Source organism: Tropicibacter naphthalenivorans (assembly GCF_900176475.1).
Classification (GTDB): domain Bacteria; phylum Pseudomonadota; class Alphaproteobacteria; order Rhodobacterales; family Rhodobacteraceae; genus Tropicibacter; species Tropicibacter naphthalenivorans.
The window spans coordinates 23,393-43,157 of record NZ_FWXX01000015.1 but is presented as its reverse complement, the minus strand read 5'-3'; the positions used below and the strand labels follow the sequence as shown (position 1 = coordinate 43,157).

The 19,765-nt window shown below is 62.5% G+C and carries 23 protein-coding genes, 1 tRNA gene and 1 riboswitch; of the genes, 5 read left to right on the top strand and 19 right to left on the bottom strand.

Annotation, left to right across the window (positions count from 1 at the left end; translation table 11 throughout):
* Nucleotides 1–4: 4 nt before the first annotated feature.
* Nucleotides 5–502, bottom strand: a complete 498-nt coding sequence (locus tag B9A11_RS19450; protein WP_058249364.1) for a cytochrome b — start codon at nucleotides 500–502, stop codon at nucleotides 5–7.
* Nucleotides 503–640: 138 nt separating this feature from the next.
* Here B9A11_RS19450 and B9A11_RS19445 point away from each other — a divergent pair, with 138 nt between their 5' ends.
* Both B9A11_RS19445 and B9A11_RS19440 read left to right on the top strand, forming a co-directional pair.
* Nucleotides 641–1,216, top strand: coding sequence for a TetR/AcrR family transcriptional regulator (locus B9A11_RS19445; protein ID WP_234988907.1), 576 nt, complete (start codon nucleotides 641–643; stop codon nucleotides 1,214–1,216).
* Complete coding sequence (locus B9A11_RS19440; RefSeq protein WP_058249366.1) at nucleotides 1,200–1,577, top strand: hypothetical protein; 378 nt, start codon at nucleotides 1,200–1,202, stop codon at nucleotides 1,575–1,577. Before B9A11_RS19445 ends, B9A11_RS19440 begins: the two co-directional genes overlap by 17 nt.
* 201 nt (nucleotides 1,578–1,778) lie before the next feature.
* Here B9A11_RS19440 and B9A11_RS19435 read toward each other — a convergent pair whose 3' ends face one another.
* Genes B9A11_RS19435 through B9A11_RS19425 form a run of 3 tightly spaced genes read right to left on the bottom strand, consistent with a single transcriptional unit; the run spans nucleotide 1,779 to nucleotide 3,732 of the window.
* Nucleotides 1,779–2,327: a methyltransferase family protein gene (locus B9A11_RS19435; protein ID WP_159452530.1), complete on the bottom strand. Its 549-nt coding sequence runs from the start codon at nucleotides 2,325–2,327 to the stop codon at nucleotides 1,779–1,781.
* On the bottom strand, nucleotides 2,327–2,962 hold the full coding sequence (locus B9A11_RS19430; RefSeq protein ID WP_058249367.1) for a cation efflux transmembrane domain-containing protein: 636 nt from the start codon (nucleotides 2,960–2,962) through the stop codon (nucleotides 2,327–2,329). Before B9A11_RS19430 ends, B9A11_RS19435 begins: the two co-directional genes overlap by 1 nt.
* Nucleotides 2,962–3,732 carry a transglutaminase-like domain-containing protein gene (locus B9A11_RS19425; RefSeq protein WP_058249368.1) on the bottom strand — a complete coding sequence of 257 codons (771 nt, stop codon included), beginning with the start codon at nucleotides 3,730–3,732 and terminating at the stop codon, nucleotides 2,962–2,964. The genes B9A11_RS19430 and B9A11_RS19425 overlap by 1 nt, the downstream gene beginning before the upstream one ends.
* A gap of 70 nt (nucleotides 3,733–3,802) precedes the next feature.
* Here B9A11_RS19425 and B9A11_RS19420 point away from each other — a divergent pair, with 70 nt between their 5' ends.
* Nucleotides 3,803–4,219 (top strand): MerR family transcriptional regulator, encoded by a 417-nt coding sequence (locus B9A11_RS19420; protein ID WP_058249369.1) that lies wholly within the window; start codon nucleotides 3,803–3,805, stop codon nucleotides 4,217–4,219.
* Between the two features lie 199 nt (nucleotides 4,220–4,418).
* On the opposite strand, the gene B9A11_RS19415 is transcribed toward B9A11_RS19420, so the two are convergent.
* The 4 genes from B9A11_RS19415 to B9A11_RS19400 form a co-directional block, all read right to left on the bottom strand.
* On the bottom strand, nucleotides 4,419–5,975 hold the full coding sequence (locus B9A11_RS19415) for a relaxase family protein (RefSeq protein WP_083499968.1): 1,557 nt from the start codon (nucleotides 5,973–5,975) through the stop codon (nucleotides 4,419–4,421).
* Nucleotides 5,975–6,442 carry a plasmid mobilization protein gene (locus B9A11_RS22655; protein WP_009810490.1) on the bottom strand — a complete coding sequence of 156 codons (468 nt, stop codon included), beginning with the start codon at nucleotides 6,440–6,442 and terminating at the stop codon, nucleotides 5,975–5,977. Before B9A11_RS22655 ends, B9A11_RS19415 begins: the two co-directional genes overlap by 1 nt.
* Nucleotides 6,439–7,296 (bottom strand): hypothetical protein, encoded by an 858-nt coding sequence (locus B9A11_RS19405; RefSeq protein ID WP_058249374.1) that lies wholly within the window; start codon nucleotides 7,294–7,296, stop codon nucleotides 6,439–6,441. Before B9A11_RS19405 ends, B9A11_RS22655 begins: the two co-directional genes overlap by 4 nt.
* Nucleotides 7,297–7,451: 155 nt before the next feature.
* Nucleotides 7,452–7,528: transfer RNA gene (locus B9A11_RS19400), tRNA-Arg, on the bottom strand.
* Nucleotides 7,529–7,636: 108 nt separating this feature from the next.
* Here B9A11_RS19400 and B9A11_RS19395 point away from each other — a divergent pair.
* Together B9A11_RS19395 and B9A11_RS19390 are read left to right on the top strand one after the other, a co-directional pair.
* Entirely contained in the window at nucleotides 7,637–8,662 is a 1,026-nt protein-coding gene (locus tag B9A11_RS19395; RefSeq protein WP_058249375.1) for a LacI family DNA-binding transcriptional regulator, read from the top strand.
* Nucleotides 8,663–8,668: 6 nt separating this feature from the next.
* Entirely contained in the window at nucleotides 8,669–9,859 is a 1,191-nt protein-coding gene (locus B9A11_RS19390) for a winged helix-turn-helix domain-containing protein (protein WP_058249376.1), read from the top strand.
* Here the strand turns inward: B9A11_RS19390 and B9A11_RS19385 are convergent.
* From B9A11_RS19385 to B9A11_RS19335, 11 genes are all read right to left on the bottom strand, one after another.
* The gene (locus B9A11_RS19385; RefSeq protein ID WP_058249377.1) at nucleotides 9,856–10,848 is read right to left on the bottom strand and encodes an aldo/keto reductase; all 993 of its coding nucleotides are present in this window, start codon (nucleotides 10,846–10,848) and stop codon (nucleotides 9,856–9,858) included. The genes B9A11_RS19390 and B9A11_RS19385 overlap by 4 nt on opposite strands.
* A 58-nt stretch (nucleotides 10,849–10,906) precedes the next feature.
* On the bottom strand, nucleotides 10,907–11,521 hold the full coding sequence (gene cmk, locus B9A11_RS19380; RefSeq protein ID WP_058249378.1) for a (d)CMP kinase: 615 nt from the start codon (nucleotides 11,519–11,521) through the stop codon (nucleotides 10,907–10,909).
* A gap of 57 nt (nucleotides 11,522–11,578) precedes the next feature.
* A complete protein-coding gene (locus tag B9A11_RS19375) occupies nucleotides 11,579–12,079 on the bottom strand; it encodes a hypothetical protein (protein ID WP_058249379.1) in 501 nt (166 codons plus the stop codon).
* On the bottom strand, nucleotides 12,076–13,419 hold the full coding sequence (gene aroA / locus B9A11_RS19370) for a 3-phosphoshikimate 1-carboxyvinyltransferase (RefSeq protein ID WP_058249380.1): 1,344 nt from the start codon (nucleotides 13,417–13,419) through the stop codon (nucleotides 12,076–12,078). The genes B9A11_RS19375 and aroA overlap by 4 nt, the downstream gene beginning before the upstream one ends.
* A 114-nt stretch (nucleotides 13,420–13,533) precedes the next feature.
* Nucleotides 13,534–14,247 (bottom strand): tRNA (guanine(46)-N(7))-methyltransferase TrmB, encoded by a 714-nt coding sequence (gene trmB / locus B9A11_RS19365; RefSeq protein ID WP_058249381.1) that lies wholly within the window; start codon nucleotides 14,245–14,247, stop codon nucleotides 13,534–13,536.
* A gap of 40 nt (nucleotides 14,248–14,287) precedes the next feature.
* Nucleotides 14,288–14,920: a COG3904 family protein gene (locus tag B9A11_RS19360; RefSeq protein ID WP_234988906.1), complete on the bottom strand. Its 633-nt coding sequence runs from the start codon at nucleotides 14,918–14,920 to the stop codon at nucleotides 14,288–14,290.
* A 115-nt stretch (nucleotides 14,921–15,035) separates the two neighbouring features.
* Entirely contained in the window at nucleotides 15,036–16,214 is a 1,179-nt protein-coding gene (gene metK / locus B9A11_RS19355; RefSeq protein WP_058249382.1) for a methionine adenosyltransferase, read from the bottom strand.
* Between the two features lie 3 nt (nucleotides 16,215–16,217).
* Nucleotides 16,218–16,267, bottom strand: a riboswitch (SAM-SAH riboswitch).
* 36 nt (nucleotides 16,268–16,303) lie between these two features.
* The gene (gene lnt / locus B9A11_RS19350; RefSeq protein ID WP_058249383.1) at nucleotides 16,304–17,827 is read right to left on the bottom strand and encodes an apolipoprotein N-acyltransferase; all 1,524 of its coding nucleotides are present in this window, start codon (nucleotides 17,825–17,827) and stop codon (nucleotides 16,304–16,306) included.
* Nucleotides 17,820–18,755 (bottom strand): hemolysin family protein, encoded by a 936-nt coding sequence (locus B9A11_RS19345; RefSeq protein ID WP_058249384.1) that lies wholly within the window; start codon nucleotides 18,753–18,755, stop codon nucleotides 17,820–17,822. Before B9A11_RS19345 ends, lnt begins: the two co-directional genes overlap by 8 nt.
* A complete protein-coding gene (gene ybeY / locus B9A11_RS19340) occupies nucleotides 18,755–19,288 on the bottom strand; it encodes an rRNA maturation RNase YbeY (RefSeq protein WP_058249385.1) in 534 nt (177 codons plus the stop codon). Before ybeY ends, B9A11_RS19345 begins: the two co-directional genes overlap by 1 nt.
* Nucleotides 19,289–19,358: 70 nt before the next feature.
* The gene (locus B9A11_RS19335) at nucleotides 19,359–19,751 is read right to left on the bottom strand and encodes a hypothetical protein (protein ID WP_058249386.1); all 393 of its coding nucleotides are present in this window, start codon (nucleotides 19,749–19,751) and stop codon (nucleotides 19,359–19,361) included.
* Nucleotides 19,752–19,765 lie beyond the last annotated feature (14 nt).

The following is a 19,765-nucleotide window of genomic DNA, read 5'->3' as shown; positions in this document are numbered from 1 at the left end:
GTGCTTAGCCCTGTGCCCTGCGCATCCGCGCCAGAGTGCCGTCGCGCAGCACGAACTGGTGGTAGACCGCGCCGGCGACATGCAGTGCGATCAGTGCCAGCAGGACAATCTTCAAAACGTTGTGGCCTTGCGCCGCGGTCTCGACCCCGCCAAACCACGCGACCAAGCCGCTGATCGGCATCAGGATCATCAGTGCGTACAGGCCGACATGGGTGAGCTTGGCAAGGATGCCCTGCAGCTTGTTGACCTCGATCGCCGGAGATACGCTGCGCCGGGCGCGCAGCGTCAGCCGCCACAGCGCGAAGATCAGCACCAGCGCGCCGCCCGCCACATGGGCCAGCACGAGCGGGTCGAACCCGGCTTCCAGCCCGTCGGTGACGCGGTCCCAAGCGGCCGACATCGCGTCCTTGAAGAGGTATTGCTGCGCAACCAGCACGAAGACGAGCCAGTGCAGCGCGATCTGCAGGCGGGAATAGCCGATCGGGGCGGTCTTGACGGGCATGGTGAGGGTCCTTTCGGTCGGGGTGTGCGACTCGGATTAGAGGTTGCGGTTGTCGGTAGTATATGTTAGTGAGTTATAACTAACAAGAGGTGATGTATGTCGGGTCGTCAGAGCGCGGAAGAGCGAAAGACACAGATCGTGGCCGAGGTGCTGCGACTGGCCGATGAGATCGGACCGGACCGGCTGAGCACCACTGATGTCGCGCGCGCCGTAGGCCTCAGCCAGCCCGCGATCTTCCGGCACTTTCCGACGAAGGGCGCGCTCTGGTTGGCGGTGGCCGAGCATATCGCGAACCGCCTTCAAGGCTCCTGGGCCGAGGCCGAGGCCGCCGGGCCAAAGGCGCGCCTGCGGGCGCTCATCGGTGCGCAGTTGTCAGCCATTTCCGAAACGCCCGCCCTGCCGTCAATCCTGTTCTCGCGCGAATTGCAGGTGGACAATCAAGCCCTGCGCGACGTGTTTCGCAGGCTGCTGGGCGCGTTTCAGGGCCGCCTTGTTGCCGCGATCCGGGACATGCAGGCGGCAGGTGACCTGCGCAGCGATGTGAGTGCGGAGGATGTCGCCATCCTGCTAACTGCGCTGGTGCAGGGCGTCGCGATCCGCTGGACGCTTGGCGCACGGGGCTTTTTGCTGGTGCCCGAGGGGTTGCGATTGTTCGAGGTGCAGTTGGCGCTTTTGACAGCTCAGGAGGACGTTTCCGATGAAGAATCAACGTAACGTGCTGCGCATCGCAGGGGGTGTTGCGACAGCCTTCGGCCTTTTGACGGTTGCTTCGGGCGGGGCCACGCTTCTCGGCGGCCTTGAGATGGGGGCGATCGTCCTGTTTGTTCTGTGGTTCAACACGCTGGCCGGGCTTGCCTATGTCGTCGCGGGCGTTGGCCTGTGGCAGGGGCGGCAATGGTCCTGGCCCCTGTCGCTTGCGATCTTCGCCGCAACGCTGTTAGTCTTCGCGGCGTTCGGTTTGCATGTGGCGCAGGGTGGAGCTTTCGAGATGCGCACCGTTTTCGCGATGGCCCTTCGCAGTGCGGTTTGGGGCGGGATCGCAGTGGTGGCGCGTCAGGCGTTTTTCGGACGGTAGACGCGATCGGCTAGCGTGTAGCGGTTGAGGTCCGCCACGAAAGCCACTTCGGAAAATGCCAGTCGCGGCGATTCTTGAAATGTCTGCAAAGCGTGTTGCAGCCGAACTTGAAGTCCGCTGATCGACTGTCGGTTTCGTCCCGCATCTTACCAGTTCGTTGATCGCGCCGCGAAAGGCAGCTTTTCAGGTTTTGGCCCTACCTCAGAGGAACCGCCGTACCCGCGACGAGTAGTTCTCGAATTCGGTGCCGTATTGGTCTTTGAGCCAAGGCTCCTCGGAAAATGGCGCGGCAATAAGCACCACTATCCCAGCCAGTCCGACAACCATGGCCCAAGGCGCTGCTGACAAGATCATCCAGCCACTTACGATGCCAATGTCAGCCATATACTGCGGGTTCCGCGAGTAGCCATACATGCCTTCGGTGCGCAGGGTCCCTTTGGCTCCACCTGTCTGCGGCACCCCGAAATGTGAGACTTCCATCCACACGACAATATTGCCGATCAGGATGAGCGGCAGGCCGACGCCAAACCGCAACCAACTTGGAATGACCAGATCAGCCCAACCCCAGACACCAAGCAGGATGAGAACCCCGAACAGCGTGAATGTTGGCACCCAGACAAAGAAAGGCGTGAGTGTCGTGTAGCGTCTTGGCGGCCATATCCGCCGCTCAGGAAAGGCAATCGACCAGAGGATTGCTGCTAGCGTCATGGCGGCAACGCCCAGACCCAGCATAATGAGAAAGCCCTGCATCATGCCTCCGCGTGTTTGTGGTCGATTGTTTCCCGTCGCTCTGCGAGGGCTTGCCGCACGATTTGGAAAGCGGACGACAGGAACAGTCCAGCCATAATCGTTGCGACGATCAAATCAGGCCAGCCTGTTGCTGTACCCCAGACGCCCAAGGCCGCGAACATGACGGCGACGTTGCCGATGGCGTCATTGCGCGAACAGAGCCAAACCGACCGCACGTTGGCGTCGCCGTCTTTGTAGCGCACCAGTAAGAACACACTGGCAAGGTTGGTGAGCAAAGCCAGAAAGCCAACAGCGCCCATGATCTCGGCTGTTGGAACTCCGACATAGAAGACGCGGTAGACGGTCGATCCGAAGACCCACAGCCCCATCAGCAAAAGACTGAAACCTTTGAACAGCGCGGCATTGGTGCGGGCGCGAAGTGACGCCCCAATGACGGCCAGAGAAATGCCGTAGGTCATTGCATCACCCGCGAAGTCGAGGGCGTCGGCCTGCAACGCCTGTGACTTGGCAAAGTGGCCCGCAGTCATCTCAACCGCGAACATTGTCGCGTTTAAGGCAATGACGATCCAGAGCCGTCGTTTGTAATCATCTGAAACGCCGTCAAACTTGGCGTCATGTCCGCAGCAACCAGCCATCAGATCGCCTCCCGCGTTTGAAAGTTTGATTGAACCGGAACAAGGTTCGCCTCGCCCCCGGGGATCGTTGGGACATGGCCTATCCGCATTTTCTTGACGCGGTGGTTCATCCAGTGACGCACGATTAGGCGATACAAAACTCCTTTCACACCCGACAACTGCCTGTGATTTTCATAGAACGCGTCAGGATCATCGAACGTGCCGAAGTCATGATTGATTCCGGTCTTTTGAATGTAGGTGCTTGCGCCGCGCCAAGCGACGTCAGGGTTTTGGAGGCAATTTGTCCCTGCGCCGTAAGCGCATAGCGAGTTGCGATCTGGAAAAGCACCTTGCAGCGCAGCAAGGACAGGTGGGTCCAGAATGAAGCCCTCCAGCTCGAGCCATTGTCCTTCGTGTTGGATTTCGACCCACGAATGGATGATGTTTGCGGGGGCAAGCGGGTAGACCAACTCCGGCACCACCCCGCGCTGCAACCGTTTGTCGATGGTGAAACCATGGAAGCGGCACGGCACGTCAAGGGCGCGCAGGAGTGCCATGAGCAAAGTGCCCTTCGTATTGCACTGCCCATAGCCATCAGCCAGCACCCTGGAAGCTGGCAACGCATCATCGGAATTGTAGCCGAACAGGATTTCGTTGCGGACAAAGTCATAGGCTGCGCCAATCCGGTCGGTCTGAGACAGGTTCAGCCAGCCACGGTCCGTAACGAGGTGCTGGATGGGTGGCGCTTCGAAGTCCAGAAGGGGGGTCGGGGACAGGTATTGGTCGGTCATGGTAGCCTCTTGAGTCTGTGTCCCACCCTATCTACAATCTCTAGTGACTAGAGGTTCAAGAGGTTTCTTCATGTTTTCTATCGGCGAGCTTTCAAAGCGCACCAAGGTCAAGGTTCCAACCATCCGTTACTATGAGGAAATGGGGCTGTTGGCAGAAGCTGAGCGCACAAGTGGAAATCAAAGACGGTATGACAAAACCGGATTGGAACGGCTGAGTTTCATCCGCCATGCGCGCGATCTGGGGTTTTCGATTGAAGCCATTTCATCGCTTATTGAACTACAGGAGCATCCAGACCGATCGTGCGAAACCGCGACGGACATCGCCGTGTCGCAGCTAGCGGACGTGCGTGAGAAAATCAAACGGCTCAAGCTATTGGAAAAGGAACTGATCCGAATCTCCAAGGGCTGTGATGGACAGGGCATATCTGAAGATTGCTATGTGCTGGCATCTCTGGCGGATCATGAGCTTTGTAGCAGGGAACACTGACGGGGATAGCAGACATTCCAAATCGCAACGGCAACGGCGGCAAAGTCCCGCAACACGGCCATCCTTCGCAGGCTCGCGAATGACTGGTTTCTCCGCTGCGCCCCCCCCAAGGAAATCGCATACATGCAGCGTTTTGCTGAAGATCGAATTCAGGGTTCCTGCTAAAGACCTTCGAACCACGTCAGAAATTGCAATAAGATCAAAGCGAATGTCCGGCGCTGCGGTGGCTATCTCTCGCGTCTAACTCTCTTTCAACCGCTTCTCGGCGTCTTTCGCTAGTTTCCTGCTGGTCTCTAACCCCGCCTGCAGCGTCGCGTAATTCTGCTCCTCGCGCAGCAAGTCGGCCAATGTGGTGACGGACGTGAGATGTGATTTCATCAATAGCGCCACGCAATGCGCCAAGCCATTCACCTTGCTTTCGATCCTGCTGGTCGAGCGCTTCTCCAAGGCGTGCAATTCCTTGGCTGAACTCTCGCAGGCCGTCACCAACCGCTCGACGGATGCGAGCAATTCGCGTTCCAATGCTGTCAGGGTCTGTGTCATCTAGGGTTCCTTGATCTCGATACAGATGACCAGCGTCCCGGCCATGGTGCAGGTCTTCAATTCGGTCCGGTCGGGGTCCAGCGTCACCCATGTCTGCCCAGCCTGTTCGATCCGTGTCAGGCCAAGCCTCGTCATCTCCGAGCGCGTGAACAAGCCCGTCCAAAACCAACTCGCGATCAGCACTGTTGCGATCCAGGATGAGACCATCGCCACGATCACCCAGGGTGAGATCGTCAACCAGCGCCTGATCGTCTCGCTCCGCCTCTCCAACTCGCTCCTGCTGTCGCTCAGAAAGAACCTGATATCGGTCTCGATTGTATGTAGCGCGCTGGTCGCAATGCTGCTGAAATCGCTCCTGAAGCTCTCCAGCTGAGATGCCATCAAGGCGGCGTGGTCGCTGCGTATTGTCTCCAGGTCCGCGTTCAATTTCTCGGCGAGGCGGTTCGGCTTGCCAGTCGTCATGGAAAATCTCTCCTTTCAAGCGCCAGCGTTCACCGGTGTCCGGGTCTTTGGCGGTGATGTAATCTTTGCTGGCACGGGGGATCTCGAAGCCCGCGTCAGTGAGTGCGTCGATCATGCTAGCGCGGTCAGTGATGATGCCGACGCTGATCTGATCGAGTATCCATTCGTGCAGCGCCTCGCGACCTTGCGCGCGCGTCGGCGCTTCAATCGTCGCTCTCACTTCACGGGCGCGTTCTGGGTCCAAAGGGTCTGCCCAACCGTGAGTCTTGTTCATCAAATCGCGCAGGCTGGAAAAAGCGCTCTCATGGCCTGGCGGTGCGATGTTCAGCGCCTTGCCGGTGCTGAGCTCAAGGCGTGGCGTACAGAAGTGCAGCTCGACGTTGCCCTCATGCGAGTGGCGCACCCAAAGGCAGTCGTATTGATCCCTGTCCAGCCCAGCAAAGGCCAGAGCCTCAAATAGCTCAATGGCCTCTTGCTGGGCGGCGGGACTGGGATCGTCGCTGTCGGCAAAGCTGATCACACCTGCCGTGTAGCTCCATTTGTTGGGGCTCGCATCGATCAGGTCGCGGGTCTGATCGGGATTGCCGTGCAGCACCTCGGGCAGCGGGTCGCGGATCTTGGTTTGCGGCTGGCCGTTGTCATCACGGATCAGATTGCGGTTCTCGTCATAGGCCAGAACTTCACGCGCTGTCAGGTAGTCTACGGGAGCTGCACCGCCACCAGTGCCGGTGGAGAAGAACGAGATGATCATTAGCCACCGCCTGTGTGCGCCGCCACGATCTGCGCCATCTGCCGCTCGATGACCACCAGTTGTGTCGCGACCTTGAGCGCATCGATCTGGCTCGCGCGGCCGGATTTGACCGCGCCGTTGATCCAGCGGGAGAGCTGATTGAGGTTGCCGCCGACGCGGGCAATCGCAAAGGTCAGCTTCGGGTCAACACGGGGGACGGGCTTGCGCCGACGTGCCTCAGTCAGCCCCAAGGCCTCACGCATCAACGTGGCATTGGGCAGGCCAGCGGCGTGTGATTTGGCCACAAGCGCTGCCTTTTCCGACGGGGTGCATCGAAAGATCACACTCTCGGAAAGGCCCTCTTTGACGCCGCTTGCGCGCGTCTGGTTGGGGTTTGAAGGGGAGGCTTGCCGCCCCTCACAAGTCCCGCCGATGTAATCGGTGGGTAACCTTGCTCTCTGCTCTTTGTTGGGATCGGTCGCACTCATGCTCTGAGCCCCGCCGCCTCGATTTCAGCAGGGCTGACCAGGTTTGCGGCCAGCAAAGCGGTTACTTGGCCGGGCGTGATATGGCGGCAAAGGGGGTGCTTGTCCGTGACCCAGTCGGCCAAGCCTTTCAGCAGTTCGGCTTCTTTGGCTTTGCCTGCTTCTCGCGCCTCCACAACATCGTGAAGGTATTTCAACCAACGGCCAGACGTGAACCAATTGTCGGAGAAACACACTTTGGAGCGGGTGAAGCCTTCGCTTTCGGATGCATAGGCCCGCACGGCGCCCTCGAGGTCTTTGGCATCCACTCCGTCGGCCAACGCTTGGCGGATTTGTGAGAGACAAACCGCTTTGCCGCGAATGCGATCCTCCGGATAGGCTGACAGAATCTTTTCAGAAGCTTCATCCTCCACCGCCGCCTTCGCGTGCGAAGGATCTGGTTTTTGATATGGTTTATATCTGTTCTTATAGGATTTGCCCTCTGGGGCAGATGGCTTGCCCTCAGGGGCAAATGCATCATTTTCCCTTTCGGTCGGATCGATTTGCCCATTTGGGCAAATGGAGTTGCCCAGGGCATACCAACAGGTTCGGTCATAGCGATCATCGCTGAAATTGCCCTTGATGATCAGCTCTGCGCTGACCAACTTTTCGAGCGCCGTGCGGATCTGCTTCTCGCTCAGATAGGGGAACAAGTCACCAAAGGCCGAGATCGAATTGTAGGTCCAATACCGCCCGTCTCGAAGGTTACGGCGATTGGCTTGGTTCTTCTCGATCCAGAAGGTGATGTTCTGGAAAATCACCGCTGCATTGAGACCGACACGTCCGGCGATTTCGGGATCAAAGCTATGGCGGCTCATGATTGACCCCCGAAATACGCACAAACGTGCGAATTTTGTACAGGTTTTGTACGAGAAATCGGCCGTTTCAGCCGATTTCGGCCCGAAAGCTGGCGGGGCTTTCTGCACGCTTCCGCACAACGCCCTGTAAATAAGCCACATTTTTCAGGTGTTTTTGGCGACCCCGGCAGGATTCGAACCTGCAACCTGCCCCTTAGGAGGGGGCTGCTCTATCCAGTTGAGCCACGGGGCCGTCGGCATGTGCATAACCTGCCGCGAAGCGCTTGTCACCTGCTCTGGCGCACTTGCACCCCGCCGCGATTGGGTTCACCATTGCAGCACTCAAATAAGGAACCCGCCCTTGTCCAATGACGATACCCGCCCGCTGACCCTGCGTGATGTGTCCGAAGCCTCTGGCGTTTCGGAAATGACCGTTTCCCGAGTGTTGCGTAACCGCGGCGATGTCAGTCAGGCGACCCGTGAGAAGGTGCTCGAGGCGGCCAAGGCGCTGGGATACGTGCCCAACAAGATCGCAGGCGCGCTCGCCAGCCAACGGGTGAACCTCGTGGCGGTGATTATCCCGTCCTTGCGCAACATGGTCTTCCCCGAAGTGATGTCGGGCATTTCCGCCGTGCTCGAAGAGACCGACCTGCAACCGGTGGTCGGCGTCACCGACTACCTGCCCGAAAAAGAAGAACGCGTGCTCTACGAGATGCTGTCGTGGCGCCCCTCTGGCGTGATCATCGCCGGGCTCGAACATACCGACGCGTCCAAGGCGATGCTCAAGGCGTCGGGCATCCCGGTGGTCGAAATCATGGACACCGACGGCACGCCTATCGACTGCGCCGTGGGCATTTCCCACCGCCGCGCGGGCCGCGAGATGGCCAAGGCGATCCTCAAGCAAGGCTACCAGAACATCGGTTTCATGGGCACCAAGATGCCGCTGGACCACCGCGCGCGCAAACGCTTTGAAGGGTTCACGCAGGCGCTGGCCAAGGAAGGCGTCGAGATTGCCGATCAGGAGTTTTACTCCGGCGGCTCGGCCCTGCAAAAGGGCCGCGAGATGACCAAGGCGATGCTGGAACGCGAGCCTGAGTTGGATTTCCTGTATTATTCCAACGACATGATCGCTGCGGGTGGTCTGATGGAACTGCTGGATCAGGGCATCGACATTCCCGGCCGGGTCGGTCTGGCCGGGTTCAACGGGGTTGAGCTGCTGCAAGGTCTGCCGCGCCAGCTGGCCACGATGGACGCCTGTCGCACCGAAATCGGCACCAAGGCCGCGCAGATCATTGCCGCCCGCGTCGAAGACCCCAAGGCAGAAGTCGAGCGCATCGTTGAACTGACGCCCAAGCTGACCTTTGGGGACACGCTCAAGCGCCGTTAAAGGCGGATGCGGCTGGACAACACGCAGGCGCGGCGGGTCTTTCTGGACCGCCACGCGCTGGCCGAGCCGCCCACTGGCCCCGCCAAGGGCGCGGCTTTGCACGCATTGATCGAGCGGCTGGGCTTTGTGCAGGTGGACAGCGTGCGCACGGTTGAGCGCGCCCATCACATGATCCTCTTTGCCCGCCGTCAAAGCTATCGCCCCGAGAACCTCGCGCCCCTGCTGCGCGACCGGATGCTGTTCGAACATTGGACGCATGACGCCTCGGTGGTGCCCATGGCGTTTTACCCGCTGTGGCAGCTGCGCTTTGCCCGCGACAAGGTGCGGCTGGGCCGCAAGTGGGAAGCGTGGCAGAGACACGACTTTGCCGCCAAGTTCGACGAAGTGCTCAGCCACATCGCGCAGAATGGCCCCTGCGGGTCGGGCGATGTGGGCACCGATGAGGCCCGCAGCAAGGGCGGTTGGTGGGAGTGGCACCCGTCCAAGACCGCTTTGGAGTACCTGTGGCGCGCTGGCGCGCTGGCGGTGACGCGGCGCGAGGGGTTTCGCAAGATCTATGACCTGACAGAGCGGGTGATCCCCGAGGGCCTCCGCGCCCAGCGCCCGACCGAGGCCGAAACCATCGACACGCTGTGCACGCAGGCCTTGCAGCGGCTGGGGTTCGCGACCCCCGGCGAGATCGCCGCCTTTTGGGGGCATCTCAAACCCGCCGAGGTCAGTGATTGGGCCAAGGCCCGGCTGGCCTCGGGCGCGTTGCTCCCTGTGCAAATCGTGGCCGCCGATGGCAGCCTTCGTAAATGTCTGACATTTGACGGGCTGGACGTGGACGCCGCCCCTGCCCCGCCAAACCGGCTGCGCATCCTGTCGCCCTTTGACCCCGCCTTGCGCGACCGCAAGCGCGCCGAGCGGCTGTTCGGCTTTCACTACCGGATCGAGATCTTCGTCCCCGCGCCGCAGCGCAAATACGGCTACTACGTCTTTCCCATGCTCGAAGGCGACCGTCTGGTGGGCCGCATCGACGTGGCCACACGGCGCGACGCGGGCGCGCTGCATGTCACCGCCGTCTGGCCCGAACGTGGCATCCGTTGGGGCGACGGGCGGCAGGCACGCCTAGAGGCGGAACTGGCCCGCCTAGCGCGTTTTACCGGGATGGAGCGTGTGACCTGGGCCGACGGCTGGCGGCGCGAGGCACTTTAAGAGAACCGCTCCGGCCCGTACCACTGGTCATAGGAATAGCGGTCGCCATGCGCCCAGCCGATGGGCAAGACCTGCTCAATCCTCGTCATATCCTCGGGCGACAGGCTCAGCTCGGTGCCCTTCACCAGATCGCGGAAATGCGCCACGTTGCGCGTGCCGGGAATGGGCAGCACATGCGCGCCGCGATGCAGCACCCACGCGATGGCAAGCGAGGCGGCGGGCACGCCCATCTCGGCGGCCAAAGCGCGGAACCCATCGGTCAGCGCGCGGTTGGCGGCATAGTTCGGGGCCATAAAGCGCGGGTTGGTTTTCAGGAACGGCAGGCCCGGGATCACATCCTCGGCCAAGGGCGTATCGGTCAGCATCGACCGCATCACCGGCGAGAAGGCGACCAGCGTGGTCCCCAATTCCGCGCAGGTCTGGACCAAGCCCATCTCGGCAAAGCGCGTCCCAAGCGAGTATTCCGACTGCACAGCCGCCACCGGATGCACCGCCTGCGCGCGGCGCAGCGAGGACGGCGCGATCTCGGAAAAGCCAATGGCGCGGCATTTGCCCTTTTTCACCAAAGCGGCGAGTGTCTCGGCCACCTCTTCGATGGGGCGCGCCTCTTGGCGGCGGTGGACGTAGTACAGGTCAACGCAGTCGATGCCCATCCGCGCCAGCGACGCGTCCAAGGCCGCCTCGAGGTGGTCCGGCGAATTGTCAAAGGGTTGCGTACCCTCGCCGCTGCGGTTGATCCCGCCCTTGGTTGCGATGTGGAAATGATCGCGCGCGCCGGGGTTGGCCCGCAAAAACGCACCGATGGCATTTTCCGAGCGGCCCATGCCGTAGACGTTCGACGTGTCGATATGGGTGACGCCCAGCGCCATCGCCGCGTCCAAAATCGCGTAAGAGTTTTCGTCCGTGGTCGGCCCGTAGAACTCGGCAAAGGACATGGCGCCGATGCCCAGACAGGATACCTCGGCGGTTCCAAGTTTGACTTTGCGCATGACACCTCTCCTTGATCTTTGCGCGCACAGTGGCACCGCGCGCCGCAAAGGGAAAGGGTCAGTCGGCGCCGCCTGCCTCGGTGATGATCTCGACAACCTGCGCCACCGCGTCGGCGATGCTGAGGTCGGTGGTGTCGATGACAAGCGCATCCTCGGCGGGCTTCAGCGGCGCGTCCTGACGGTTCATATCGCGCGCGTCGCGTTCCAGAACGTCGGCAAGGACTTCGTCAAAGCTGACCTCCAGCCCCTTTTCCACCAGCTCCTTGTGGCGGCGGGTAGCGCGGACCTCGGGACTGGCGATGACGAACAGCTTTACGTTGGCCTCAGGGCAGATCACCGTGCCGATGTCGCGCCCATCCAGAACCGCGCCCCCGGCCCGCGTGGCAAAGGCGCGCTGAAAGTCGACCAGGGCGGCGCGCACCTCGGGGATGGCCGCGACCTTGGACGCCGCTTGCGCCACGTCCGGCGTGCGCAGCGCATCCGGGTCCAGCGCGCTCATGTCCAGGGTCTTGGCGGCTTCGATGGGTTCGATCCCTTCGAGCAGGCGAAAGCCCACGGCGCGGTACAACAGCCCGGTGTCCAGATGCTCAAAGCCGAAAAACGCAGCGATTTCGCGGGAAATCGTGCCCTTGCCGCTGGCGGCGGGTCCGTCGATGGCTACAGTAAAAGCCATATGCGTTCTCCTTTTTTGCGGGGGGTTTTAGCGCGGATGCGCGGGCGGCTAAAGGGGTTAACGGCGCAGGCGTTTCAAGCCCAGCGCGATCAGCGCGCCGATCATGACGGTGTAGACCAGCGTCGAGGCCATGGATTTCACGATGGTAAAGCGGCTCGCGGCCTGCGCCGTGGCCTCATCGAACTGGGTCAGCAGGGACGTGACAGAGATATTCTCGCCATAGTCGCCGATCATCCCCAGGACGACCACCGCCCAAAGCGCCACGGCCACCCGGCGCGGCAGCAGTTTCAGCAAGGTCCAGCAGGACCAGACCACCAGCAGCGCCGGGAACAGCGTGTCCAGCCGGTGCTGCGGCCCAAGGTACAGCGCGCGACCATAGTCGCTGAGCGTCTCAGCAAAGGCGCGGGCCTCGGCCACCGAATAGCCAAAGGGCCGCAGGTCAAAGGGCGCGAGCCCCCCGGCAGCGTCCTTGATCGCGGGCAAGGTCCACAGGACCATCACCAGATACAGCCCCAGCACCGCGGCGCTGAGGGCGGCATATGCGGCTGTGCGGGTCACGTGCGCTCGATCTGGGCACCCAGCGCGCCCATGAGGCTTTCAAAGATCGGGAAGGACGTCGCGATCGGCTGGCCGTCATCCACGGACATCGCGGCGTTGGAGGCCATCCCGAGGATCAGGAACGACATGGCGATGCGGTGATCAAGGAACGTCTCGGCGGTAAAGCCCCCCGGCACGTTGCCGTGGCCAAGACCGTGGACCGTCCACCAATCCTCGCCCTCGTCGACGCGCACACCCGCGCCGCGCAGACCGCGCGCCATGGCGTCGATGCGGTCGGATTCCTTGACGCGCAGCTCCTTGACGCCGGGCATGTGGGTCTTGCCCTCGGCAAAGGCGGCAACCACCGACAGGATCGGGTATTCGTCGATCATGGAGGCGGCACGTTCGGCGGGGACTTCGATGCCCTTGAGGTCAGGCGAGAAGCGCGCGCGCAGGTCGGCCACAGGCTCGCCGCCCTCTTCGCGCATGTTCTCAAACGTCAGGTCCGCGCCCATGTCTTGCAGGGTAAAGAACAACCCCGCGCGGGTCGGGTTCAGGCCGATGTTGGGCACCAGCACGTCCGAGCCTTCGGTGATCAGCGCGGCGCAGACCGGGAAGGCGGCAGAGGACGGGTCGCGCGGCACGATGATGGTCTGCGGCGTGAATTCGGGGCGGCCTTGCAGGGTGATGACGTGGCCTTCGGGCGTGTCCTCGGTCGAGATGGTCGCGCCAAAGCCCGCCAGCATCCGTTCCGAGTGGTCGCGGGTGGCTTCGCGTTCGATCACCACGGTCTCGCCGGGGGCGTTCAGCCCCGCCAGCAGCACGGCGGATTTCACCTGCGCGGACGGCACGGGGGTCGCGTAGCGCACCGGCACGGGGTTTTCTGCACCGATGATCGTCATCGGCAGACGCCCGCCCGAGCGGCCGTAGGCCTTGGCGCCGAACAGCGCGAGCGGATCGGTCACGCGCGCCATGGGCCGCTTGTTCAGGGAGGCATCGCCGGTAAAGGTCGCGGTGATCGGACAGGTCGCCATGGCGCCCATGATCAGCCGCACTCCGGTGCCCGAGTTGCCGCAGTCGATCACGTTGTCCGGCTCGGCAAAGCCGCCGACGCCCACGCCATGCACGTGCCACGTGTCGCCAATCTTTTCGATCTGCGCGCCAAAGGCCTGCATCGCCTTGGCGGTGTCCAGCACGTCCTGACCTTCGAGCAGGCCGGTGACCTTGGTTTCCCCAACGGTCATCGCCCCAAGGATCAGCGAGCGGTGCGAGATCGACTTGTCGCCGGGCACATGCGCCTCGCCGTTCAGCGGGCCGCACTTGCGGGAAGTCATCGGAATCGGGTCACCATGGCCGGACATGTTAGCGCTCTCCTCGGGCAAAGTCGCAGCGGTGATAGACCGCCCATAGGCAGGCGTCCAGCCCAAGGGCTGCTGCGTGGCGGATTTTACAGGGGGCGCGGGCCTTTGCGCGGCTTAGAGCCGGCGGAAGGTCATGTAATGCGGGGTGCGATCCTCGCGCAGGGCCTTTTGCTCGTAGCGCGTGGAAATCCAGTCGCCCCACGGATTGCGCCAGTCGTCCGGCCCTTCGGCCAGCCATTCAAAGCCCGCCTTGGGGACTTCGATCATGGTCTGGCGCACGTAGTCGGGAATGTCGGTGGCGACGCGGAACTCGGCCCCCGGTTTCAGGACACGGGCCAGCGGTTCAAGGTGTTCCTGCGTGACAAAGCGCCGACGGTGGTGGCGCGCCTTGGGCCACGGGTCGGGATACAGCAGGAAAGCCTTGGAAATTGACGCCTCGGGCAGCACGTCGAACATGTTGCGCGCATCGCCGGGATAGACGCGCAGGTTGTCCGCGCCCGCCTTACGGATCTTGCCCAGCAGCATGGCCACACCGTTGATATACGGCTCGCAGCCGATGATGCCCACCTCGGGGTAGGTCACCGCTTGGTGGACCAGATGCTCACCGCCACCAAAGCCGATTTCCAGCCAGACATCCTTGCCGCCGAACAGCGCGCCCAAGTCCAGCGGCGTGCGGTCCGGGTTCACATCCCAATCGACAGCCCCGGGCGAGAGCTTGCCCAGATCCTCTTCGAGGTAGGTCTCTTGCGAGGCTTTCAGGGTCTTGCCTTTGACGCGGCCGTAAAAGTTGCGCCACGGGGCACCGGGATGTTTGTTCGATGTGGTCATGGCCGAGCGCTTTACCCGCCCCACCGCCTTGGGGCAAGTCTTAGTCGACCAGAACCCCCGCCGCGCGCAGCTCTGAACGGGTGGGGAACCACATGGTGTTGCGCAGGCGGATCGTCTCAATCGCGAATTCCGGGTCCACCCCGCGCGAGATCATAAAGGTCAGCCCCTTGTAGACTTCGGACTGGGTGTCCTTGTACAGCCAAGAGCCAAAGTCATAGGGGGTGTCCCAGCCTTCGTCCTCGCGCCAGTTTTCATAGTAGGTCTTGATCGAATCCGAGGACCAGGAGCTTTGGTGAAAGCCCAGTTTGGCCCCGCGCGCCAACACCCGCGACGCGCCGCCCAGAAAGATTTGCGTACAAGAGGACGAGCATTCGCCCTCGACCCGCGTATCCAGTTCAAAGTCCATGACAACGCGCGCGATTTCCCGGCCCGCCCAGATGCTGCCGCCGGTGCTGTTGAGCTGCACGGTGGTGATGCCATCATGCTCGCGCAGCAGGTCGAGAAAGACATCAAGGTCTTCGACCACGATTTCCTGATCAATCGAGGCCTTGGCGCGGTCGGTGTCGTAGATCAAGGTCTGGTCCACCACGTCGAACTTGGGATTGTCCGAGGCAGGCTCTGCCAAGCCGATGCCGGGCAGGAAAATACAGGTCACAATCGTTCTACACAGCATCGGCACCTCCCTATGCGGCTATGAAAGCGCGCGGACGCACGGGGGGCAAGTCTTTTCCCGCAAACGAAAATGGCGCCCCCGAGAGAGCGCCATTCGCGAAACATGTGTCTCTGGCTTAGATCGCTTTCTTGAGCGCCTCGACCAGATCGTCCTTTTCCCACGAAAAGCCGCCGTCCGCATCGGGGGTGCGGCCAAAGTGGCCGTAGGCCGCGGTGCGCGCATAGATCGGCTTGTTCATGCCCAGATGGGTGCGGATGCCGCGCGGGGTGAGGTCCATGACCTTGGGGATCGCAGCCTCGATCGCGGCGGCGTCCACGTCACCGGTGCCATGGGTGTCGACGTAGATCGACAGCGGACGGGCGACGCCGATGGCATAGGACAGCTGCACGGTGCACCGATCCGCCATGCCCGCGGCGACGACGTTTTTCGCCAGATAGCGCGCGGCATAGGCGGCCGAGCGGTCCACCTTGGTCGGGTCTTTGCCCGAGAACGCGCCGCCGCCGTGCGGGGCCGCGCCGCCGTAGGTGTCGACGATGATCTTGCGCCCGGTCAGGCCCGCGTCGCCATCGGGGCCGCCGATGACGAACTTGCCCGTGGGGTTCACGTGCCAGGCTGTGTCAGCTGACAACCAGCCTTCGGGGAGCACTTCGGTGATGTACGGCTCGACAATCGCGCGGATGTCGGCGCTGGTCAGGTCGGGGTCGAGGTGCTGGGTCGACAGAACCACCGAGGACACGCCCACCGGCTTGCCGCCTTTGTAGACAACTGACAGCTGCGATTTCGCATCGGGGCCAAGCGCCGGCTCGGTGCCGTTCTTGCGCACTTCGGCCAAGCGGCGCAGGATCGCGTGGCTGTACTGGATCGGCGCGGGCATAAGCGCCTCGGTCTCGTTGGTGGCGTAACCGAACATGATGCCCTGATCGCCTGCGCCTTCGTCGCCCTGCTCGCCGGTCACGCCCTGCGCGATATGCGCGGACTGCTCGTGCAGCAGGTTGGTGATCTCGACGGTCTCGTGGTGGAACTTGTCCTGCTCGTAGCCGATATCCTTGATGCAGGCGCGGGCGATCTCGTCGATCTTGTCCATGTATTCGGCCAGCTTGTCCTGGTCGGTCAGACCGACCTCGCCGCCGATGACCACACGGTTGGTGGTCGCAAAGGTCTCGCAGGCGACGCGCGCCAGCGGGTCCTCGGCCAGAAACGCATCCAGAACAGCGTCAGAGATGCGGTCGCATACCTTGTCAGGGTGCCCCTCGGACACGGATTCCGAGGTGAAAGTATAGTTCTGTCGGGACATAAGTGCTCCATTGATGTTATCGCCGTCACGCCAGGAAGCCGTTGTGACAGTCGTTTATACCTAAGGGGTAAGCCCGCTATACAGGGCGGTCAATCGGAATTCACACGCACAGCGCGAATAAAGCCCAAGACAGACAAAAACATCAAAAGCAGCACGGGGAAGTCCCCGAATTGTGAATAAAGTGTTAACCGCAGAGGGGGCGGCAGGTAGGCATCCACATAACCCGCGCGGCCCAAGGGCAGTTCGGTCAGCACGCGCCCTGCCCCGTCGATGACCGCAGACACGCCGGTGTTGGCGGCGCGCAGCATGGGCAAGCCCTGCTCGATGGCGCGCACACGGGCCTGTTCCAGGTGCTGATACGGCCCGGACCATTCTCCGAACCACGCATCATTGGTGATTTGCAGCAGAAAATCGGGGCGCTCGGGCGTGCGGTAGACATCCTGCGGGAAAACCGCCTCGTAGCAGATCAGCGGCAGCGCCTTGCCCAAGGGACCAAGGTCCAGCAGTTCCGGCCCCGGCCCGGCGGAATAGCCCCCTTCGGCGCGCGAGGCGAGGCCAAGGATATTCCAGCGGCGAAACACCGCTTCGGCGGGCATGTATTCGCCAAAGGGCACGAGGTGGTGCTTGTCATAGACCTGCCGCAGCGCGCCGGTGCCATCCATCAAGGCCAGAGAGTTGTAATAGTTGCCGTCCTGCGCGCGCTGGATGCCCACCACCACCTGCGCGCTGCCCGCCGCATGGGTGATCAGGCCCAGCGCGTCGCCCGCCCGGTGCAGCAGATGCGGCACCGAGGTTTCCGGCCAGACCACCAACTGCGGTTCGGTAAAGTCATCCTTGGGTGGCCCGGCGGTCAGGCGCAGCTGGCGGTCAAAGAACATGGGGATCTTGAGCGGATCCCACTTTTCATGCTGCGGCGCGTTGGGCTGGATCAGGCGCACCACGGGGCGGCCCGACAGGTCTTGGTAAGGCGGGGTCAGGATCAGCCCCACGCCGAACAGCACAAGCAGCGACGTGACACCCAAGACGGCAGGCAACAGCCGCAGCCCCCCGCGCGGAATGGCGGCGGCAAACATCGCTGCCGTGGCCAGCGTGGCAAGGTTCAACCCGTGCGGGCCGAGCAAAGACGCCAGCTGGATCGGCGCGACGGACGACCACATGTAGGACACCATGCCCCAAGGGAATCCGGTGAATACATAAGCGCGGGCCAGCTCTGCCCCCGTCCACGCCAGCACCAGCGCCAGCAGCGGCCGGCGCGGCGCGTGGGCGGCGATCCAAAAGGCCAAGGCCCAGAACAGCGCCAGCCCCCCCGCCATGCCAACCAGCGCAAAGGGCGCCATCCAGATGGTGGACGGATCGACAAAGAACGGCTCGATGATCCAGCCGAGGGAAAAGCCAAAATACCCAAGGCCCACGGCCCAGCCGGTGCCCACGGCGAACACCCCGCGCGGGGCGGCCTGAAACAGCCAGATCGCCACCACATAGCCGGTAAAGGCCAGGTACCACAGATCGTAGGGCGCAAGCCCCAGCCCCATGAGAACCCCCGCACCGATGGCCAGAGGAAAACGCGCCCATCTTGGCAGGGGCGCGCGCTCGGCCACGGAAGGGTTAGGCATGGTGGTCGGCTTCTACCTTTTGGGCAGGGGGCGGGCTGGGACGCTTGGCACCGGGCAGACGCACGCGCAGGCGCTTGATCCGCCGCGGGTCGGCATCCACGACCTCGAGGTCGACGCCCGCAGGGTGCTGGACGACTTCGCCGCGCGCAGGCACCCGGCCCGCCAGCATGAACACCAGCCCGCCCAAGGTGTCGATTTCCTCTTCGTCGATGTCTTCGTGGTCGGTCAGGGCCACGCCCAGCTCATCCTCGAACTCATCCAGAGGGGTTTTCGCCAGCGCGAGGTAGCAGCCGGTGCGCTCGCGCGTCCAGAACTGGTCCTCTTCGGTGTCGTGCTCGTCCTCGATCTCGCCGATGACCTGTTCGATCAGGTCTTCGATGGTCACGAGACCGTCCACGCCGCCGTATTCGTCGATCACCAGCGCCATGTGACGGCGTTCCGTCTGCATTTTGGTCAGCAGCACGCCGATCGGCATCGAAGGCGGCACGAACAGCAAAGGCCGCAGCATCCCCTTGAGGTCAAATTCCCCCTCGGCGCCGTTAAAGCCTTGGCTCAGGGCGAAATCCTTGAGGTGGGCCATGCCGACGGGGGTGTCGAGCGTGCCGTCGTAGACCGGCAGGCGGGTCAGGCCGCTTTCGCGGAAGACCTTGACCAGATCGTCGCGGGAAATGGTTTCGGGAACGGCGATGATGTCCGCCTTGGGGATGGCCACGTCTTCGACGCGCATCCGGCGCAGGTTCATCATGCCGTGGGTTGGCCGGTCGGACGGCCCGACCGCAGGGGTCACGTGATCCTGCGCGGGGCTGTCGCCGTTCGATTTCAGGCCGAACAAACGCCGGAAAAAGCCCGGTTCTGCACCGTGGCCGTTGGTGGTTCCCATGTCTTGCGCGCTTTGCGCTGCATTAGACGAGTCGTCGTTGTCGCCCATCAATCCTTACCAGTTGCCGGCCCATCGGGCCCTTGATCCTGTGAATATGGGTCCGGTAGACCCAATTTGCCAAGTATGACGGTTTCCAAGCCTTCCATCAACGTGGCATCTGCGTCACGGATATGGTCATATCCCAGCAAATGTAACGTTCCGTGAACGATCAAATGGGTCACATGGGCGGAAAACGGCTTGTGCGCCTCCTGCGCTTCGCGCGCGCAGGTGTCGTATGAGATGGCGATGTCGCCGAGGTGGTGTTCATCGTCCTCGGGTTCGGGCGCATAGGGCGTGTCGCCATCGGTGTCGGCGGCGAGGTCCTCGGACGGCCAGGAGAGCACGTTGGTGGGGGTGGGTTTTTCGCGAAACTCGGCGTTGAGCACGGCGATGCGCGCGTCATCGCAAGCGAGGATGGCGATTTCATAGGGCGCCGGGTCAAGGCCGAGCTGCGCAAAGGTCTGCGCGATGGCCGGTTCCGCGAGGGTTTCGAGATCTGCCGCTTGCCAGCGGTCGTCCTCATAGATCGTGTCGATTTGCATGTTTTGACCCCGGGGGCGTTGCCCCGGACCCCCAGGATATTTTTGAAGAAAAGAAGCCTTGGGCGGGGCGTTACGCGATTGTCCGAACTGGAGCAAGCGGGCGTATCGCCGCGAGTCCCAGAAGCAGGACCGGGAGGAAGAGCAGGGCTTGGGGGAGGGTTGCGATATCCGTGCCGGTTTTGAAGAGCGCGAAGATCCCGGCGCACATCAGGGTGGCTGACAGCGCCGTGAGGGTGACGAGGGCGGATCGTGCCGAAAGATAGGTGGCCAAGGCAAAGCCCAAGGCCAGCAGGAACAGCACCCCGGTGGTCATGTGCCAGACCATCCAAGCCGTGGCGCGGACCACTTGGGGGAGGTCCGACGCCAGCAGCGGTGCGGCGATTTCCGGGCCGCCTAAAAAGGTATGGACGATGGCCCAGAGGAGGCTGAGGCCCGCGGCCCCGTACCCTGCGAATTTCGACACGGCTTCACCATTTA

Bases quoted from the DNA above. Each gene is read 5' to 3' on its own strand.
- B9A11_RS19450 (WP_058249364.1), bottom strand. From the start codon at position 502: ATGCCCGTCAAGACCGCCCCGATCGGCTATTCCCGCCTGCAGATCGCG.
- B9A11_RS19440 (WP_058249366.1), top strand. From the start codon at position 1,200: ATGAAGAATCAACGTAACGTGCTGCGCATCGCAGGGGGTGTTGCGACA.
- B9A11_RS19435 (WP_159452530.1), bottom strand. From the start codon at position 2,327: ATGCAGGGCTTTCTCATTATGCTGGGTCTGGGCGTTGCCGCCATGACG.
- B9A11_RS19430 (WP_058249367.1), bottom strand. From the start codon at position 2,962: ATGGCTGGTTGCTGCGGACATGACGCCAAGTTTGACGGCGTTTCAGAT.
- B9A11_RS19425 (WP_058249368.1), bottom strand. From the start codon at position 3,732: ATGACCGACCAATACCTGTCCCCGACCCCCCTTCTGGACTTCGAAGCG.
- B9A11_RS19420 (WP_058249369.1), top strand. From the start codon at position 3,803: ATGTTTTCTATCGGCGAGCTTTCAAAGCGCACCAAGGTCAAGGTTCCA.
- B9A11_RS19415 (WP_083499968.1), bottom strand. From the start codon at position 5,975: ATGATCATCTCGTTCTTCTCCACCGGCACTGGTGGCGGTGCAGCTCCC.
- B9A11_RS22655 (WP_009810490.1), bottom strand. From the start codon at position 6,442: ATGAGTGCGACCGATCCCAACAAAGAGCAGAGAGCAAGGTTACCCACC.
- B9A11_RS19405 (WP_058249374.1), bottom strand. From the start codon at position 7,296: ATGAGCCGCCATAGCTTTGATCCCGAAATCGCCGGACGTGTCGGTCTC.
- B9A11_RS19390 (WP_058249376.1), top strand. From the start codon at position 8,669: ATGCGGCTGGACAACACGCAGGCGCGGCGGGTCTTTCTGGACCGCCAC.
- B9A11_RS19385 (WP_058249377.1), bottom strand. From the start codon at position 10,848: ATGCGCAAAGTCAAACTTGGAACCGCCGAGGTATCCTGTCTGGGCATC.
- cmk (WP_058249378.1), bottom strand. From the start codon at position 11,521: ATGGCTTTTACTGTAGCCATCGACGGACCCGCCGCCAGCGGCAAGGGC.
- aroA (WP_058249380.1), bottom strand. From the start codon at position 13,419: ATGTCCGGCCATGGTGACCCGATTCCGATGACTTCCCGCAAGTGCGGC.
- trmB (WP_058249381.1), bottom strand. From the start codon at position 14,247: ATGACCACATCGAACAAACATCCCGGTGCCCCGTGGCGCAACTTTTAC.
- B9A11_RS19360 (WP_234988906.1), bottom strand. From the start codon at position 14,920: ATGCTGTGTAGAACGATTGTGACCTGTATTTTCCTGCCCGGCATCGGC.
- metK (WP_058249382.1), bottom strand. From the start codon at position 16,214: ATGTCCCGACAGAACTATACTTTCACCTCGGAATCCGTGTCCGAGGGG.
- lnt (WP_058249383.1), bottom strand. From the start codon at position 17,827: ATGCCTAACCCTTCCGTGGCCGAGCGCGCGCCCCTGCCAAGATGGGCG.
- B9A11_RS19345 (WP_058249384.1), bottom strand. From the start codon at position 18,755: ATGGGCGACAACGACGACTCGTCTAATGCAGCGCAAAGCGCGCAAGAC.
- ybeY (WP_058249385.1), bottom strand. From the start codon at position 19,288: ATGCAAATCGACACGATCTATGAGGACGACCGCTGGCAAGCGGCAGAT.